This window comes from Candidatus Zixiibacteriota bacterium, from assembly GCA_040752815.1.
Lineage (GTDB): Bacteria > Zixibacteria > MSB-5A5 > GN15 > FEB-12 > JAGGTI01.
In genome coordinates, this window is record JBFMGC010000098.1 from 1 (window position 1) to 3828 (window position 3828).

Below are 3828 nucleotides of genomic sequence, written 5' to 3' on the forward strand. Positions count from 1 at the left end.
GAATCGAATACTACAGCCCGGGTGACGTCCACGAGGCCGTCATCTGCGCCGACGGGATGGGCGACGTCTGGAAGACCACGCCGGGGGCCTCGGAATGGCTTGATGCCAAGGCGAAGATAGGATAGCTCGCCCCCGACTGGAATGAGCCGACTATTCGGGAGTAACAGGGCCGGGCATATTTTTGTGGTTTCGCCGCTCATCGTCAACTCAATTTCCGCGACAGTTTTGACGCTACAGTCATCAGAAAGGACAACTTCGTATGTTTCGCATATCCAGATCCTTCTTCGATTCCAGATCCTTCTTCGATACACGGGCAGACGAGGACGTCTGCCGCGAACGGAATTTGCGTATATTAGTTGTTGCGGCACTAGCTCAGCTTCAGAAGACCTGCTGATTGCTCACTCCGATGCGGCATTCGACGGTTTCGTCACCCGCTTGCCCGATTCGTACTGTTCCTGTGAAAAGACCATCCCCAGTTCATCCCACGTTGTCCAGATGCCGACTTTGAGGCCATTCTTGTACGCACCCTCAACCCAGCGAAGGCCGTTTTCCCGCCAAGTGAGGTACGGCCCGTCGAGTTTCCCGTTGCGATACGTGCACTCTTCCTGCTTTTGGCCGCCGCGATACCATGACGTCCACACGTAGTGCTGCTTGCCGTCGATATACGCCCCGTCCTCCTTGAGACTGCCGTCGTCATACCACTGCCGCCAGACACCGTCGCGCTGACCGCCAACGTACTTCCCTTCCTGGCGCTTCGTCCCTTTGGGATAGTAGCTGATGAACTTGCCGTGCAGTTGGTCGGCCTCGTACTCGCACCACTCAACTAATCGGCCTCGTTCATCTCTGGTTGTCCAGACGCCTGCCTTGCGGCCATAGTGGTATTCACCCGCTTCTCTCTCTTGCCCGTTTTCATGATAGGCGACACACCGGCCATGGCGAACAAACGTGCCGGTCGAGTCCTTCGCCTCACGCCAAAGTTCTCGGGGTTGGCGGCTGGCGTAGTACTCCCGCTTTTCGCGAACTGCGCTGGAACAGGACAGTAATGTGCTGATAGCAACCACCACTGTGAAAACAAGGGACAATCGGCACCAAAGCATAGATTCTTCCGATTCTGCTGACGATCATTAGCCTGTAGGCATATTATCGGCAGGCTTCCCTACCGGTTGAGGAGCCTCAGAAAGCCCGTATTTCAGCTTTACAAGCGGCTTTTCGGTCCCTATGGTTGGCACGGGACTACTTGCCCGATAACCTCTTTGAGGTGGAACTTTTTTCCTTTAGCCTGGTTTTGCGAAGATTCGAATGAGTCTGTTCTGTACAATGAGAAGGAGGTGTATTTGATGAATACGCGTTTGTTGACAGTGCTTTGCGCCGCCGGCCTGTACTTGCTGGCAGGCTGCAGTAACGATCCTGGCCCGGTTGGCACTCCGGTCAATGATTCTCAGGCAGGGCTCCATCAGGCGGGGGTGCCGTCCGATGCGACCATCAACTCCGCGAAATTCTACGTGCATGCGACGGCGACCGATTCGCTGGGGATAGACGTCCACCGGATTACCAGCGCCTGGACTGAGAACACCGTATCCTGGAATAATATCGGTGCCGCATATGCCCCCACGCCGGTAGCAACTTTGTTAGCCGTGGACACCGGTTGTTACTCGGTGGATGTCACCAGCGAGGCGCAGGGCTGGCTTTCGAGCTCCATTGAAAACCTCGGCTTTGCTCTGTTGCCCGGTCAGGGTTACACCGCGTTTGCCAATTTCAACAGCCGTGAGGCGGCCGCAGCGAAGCCGTTTCTCGAAGTCTGCTATACAACTTGGGAGGGGACATCGTGCGATACGTTTCTCGCAGTGGCCGACGCCCACATCTTCTCCGCTCTGCCTGATAACAACGCGGGCATGCTGCCGCTGCTCATCGTGCAGCGACAACCTCTTTCGGGATCGGTTTTCAAGACCTTGATTCGTTTCGACTTTGAGGTCGAATTCCGGTACAGCTCGATAGGCGACCGGGTTTGGAATGATCGGAACGCCGATGGTCTTCAGTCCGACGCCGAGCCCGGCCTGGCTGGAGTTTCGGTCAAGCTGTTCGACTGTCAGGACAATCTCATAGCGTCGAGCACCACCGACGAGCAGGGCCTCTACCACTTTGAGTCGGTGATGGCCGGTTCATACTATCTTGTGTTTGTTCGGCCGGACGGCTATTTCTTCACGCTTCAGGACAGCGGCTCGGATGATGCCCTCGACAGCGACGTTGACCCCTCTCTCGGCCGCACGCTCTGTTTCACGCTCTTGCCGGAACAGGAGGTCAGCGGCTGGGACGCCGGCCTGTACACCGCGTCCGAGTCCTGTACTTACAGCAAGGGTTACTGGAAGAACCACGCCGGATTCGGCCCGCAGGATGATGTCGTCACGCCGCTGCTGCCGCTCTGGCTCGGCCTCGCTGACAGCACAAATAGTTTGGCAATCGCCGACGCGCAAACTGCTGTCGATGTGCTCTCTCAAAACGTATACGGTGACCCGAGCAACGGTATTACCAAACTGTACGCGCAGTTGTTGGCCGCTAAGCTGAATATTGCCAATGGTGCCGACCCGGCGGATATCGCCCAGACAGTAGGCGATGCCGACTCTTTCCTGGGGTCGCACGATTGGACGGCGTGGGAAACAATTGATATCGAGCAGCGCCGGATTGTGCTCGGCTGGAAGGACCTGCTTGACCAATACAATAACGGCCTGATCGGCCCCGGCCACTGCGACAGTGATGACGACGATTCAGATGACGGCGACGACTCTGACACCGGCGACGACGATTCTGGCACCGGCGATGCCGGCGACTTTGGTGGCGACGAGTCCAACGTCGGCGAAGGCATCTATTAACCGTAGGGCAGAATCCCTGGGTCGTTCGCGGGAGCGAACGACCGGCGATTCTGCCATCGTGCGCGGCAGAGCCTGCCCCGGGCTTGATCCGGGGGCCTCGTCTGCCCGTTCAGCAAATCCCAGGGGCAGACGGGAGGTCTGCCGCCCACAATACCCCGTCACCGGTTGTCCAATGAGGCCCAGAGATACCAGCAGGCGATGGTCCGGTACGGGCGCCAACGGTCACCAAAAGTCTCGAAATCTGTTTTGGAGCGATTAACCCCGTAGAGTTTGCAGATCGCCTTCTGAATTCCGAGATCGCCACCGGCGAATACGTCCAGCCTGCCCAGCGTGAACATCAGATACATCTGCGCGCTCCATGGCCCCATCCCCTTTACCTGGGTGATCGCCTCGGCCACCTGTTCGTCGCTCATCCGGCGAAACGCGCGGATGTTCAACTTTCCCGAATCGATCTTGTCGATCAGGTCACGCACGGCGCGGGTCTTGGCATTGGAGAGTCCGGCAGCCCGCAACGCAGCGTCCTCAAGCTGGCGCAGCGCCTTGACTGTGGCTGTGCGACAGCAGGCGGTGCGGCAGAGCTTTCTGTAGATGGCGTTGGCGACTGTGCCTGAGAGCTGCTGGCCGATGATGATCTTGACGAGGGCGTCGAAACCAATGCGACGATTGATGTAATCGAGCCGCCCGACCCGCTTGATAACCGGGGCGAGTTTCTTGTCGGTTTTTTTGAGGTGGGCGATAGCCTGGTCGATTTGTCGGTCACGGGTGTCAGAGGTCATGGGAGAATATACGGAGGTTTGGGCATCGAGAGTGTCACATTTTGTGCCCAGCACTTCACCCGAATTGCCTCACAATTAATGTTACCGAAGCGCGGAAAACGGAGGCTTGCAATTGATACGTTGCCTCATAATTGATGTTACCGAAGGGAGACACGATTATGAGTGGCGATTCAAGGCGAGAATAC

General features: G+C 57.3%; 3 protein-coding genes. 1 reads left to right on the forward strand and 2 read right to left on the reverse strand.

The annotated features are described in order from the left end of the window. Positions 1-398: 398 nt before the first annotated feature. Positions 399-1097 carry a toxin-antitoxin system YwqK family antitoxin gene (locus tag AB1772_13225; GenBank protein ID MEW5797301.1) on the reverse strand — a complete coding sequence of 233 codons (699 nt, stop codon included), beginning with the start codon at positions 1095-1097 and terminating at the stop codon, positions 399-401. 240 nt (positions 1098-1337) lie between these two features. Here AB1772_13225 and AB1772_13230 point away from each other — a divergent pair, with 240 nt between their 5' ends. Beyond that, positions 1338-2867: an SdrD B-like domain-containing protein gene (locus AB1772_13230; GenBank protein MEW5797302.1), complete on the forward strand. Its 1530-nt coding sequence runs from the start codon at positions 1338-1340 to the stop codon at positions 2865-2867. Between the two features lie 158 nt (positions 2868-3025). Here AB1772_13230 and AB1772_13235 read toward each other — a convergent pair whose 3' ends face one another. Next, on the reverse strand, positions 3026-3643 hold the full coding sequence (locus AB1772_13235; protein MEW5797303.1) for a DNA-3-methyladenine glycosylase 2 family protein: 618 nt from the start codon (positions 3641-3643) through the stop codon (positions 3026-3028). Between the last annotated feature and the right edge of the window lie 185 nt (positions 3644-3828).

Bases quoted from the DNA above. Each gene is read 5' to 3' on its own strand.
- AB1772_13230 (MEW5797302.1), top strand. From the start codon at position 1,338: ATGAATACGCGTTTGTTGACAGTGCTTTGCGCCGCCGGCCTGTACTTG.
- AB1772_13225 (MEW5797301.1), bottom strand. From the start codon at position 1,097: ATGCTTTGGTGCCGATTGTCCCTTGTTTTCACAGTGGTGGTTGCTATC.
- AB1772_13235 (MEW5797303.1), bottom strand. From the start codon at position 3,643: ATGACCTCTGACACCCGTGACCGACAAATCGACCAGGCTATCGCCCAC.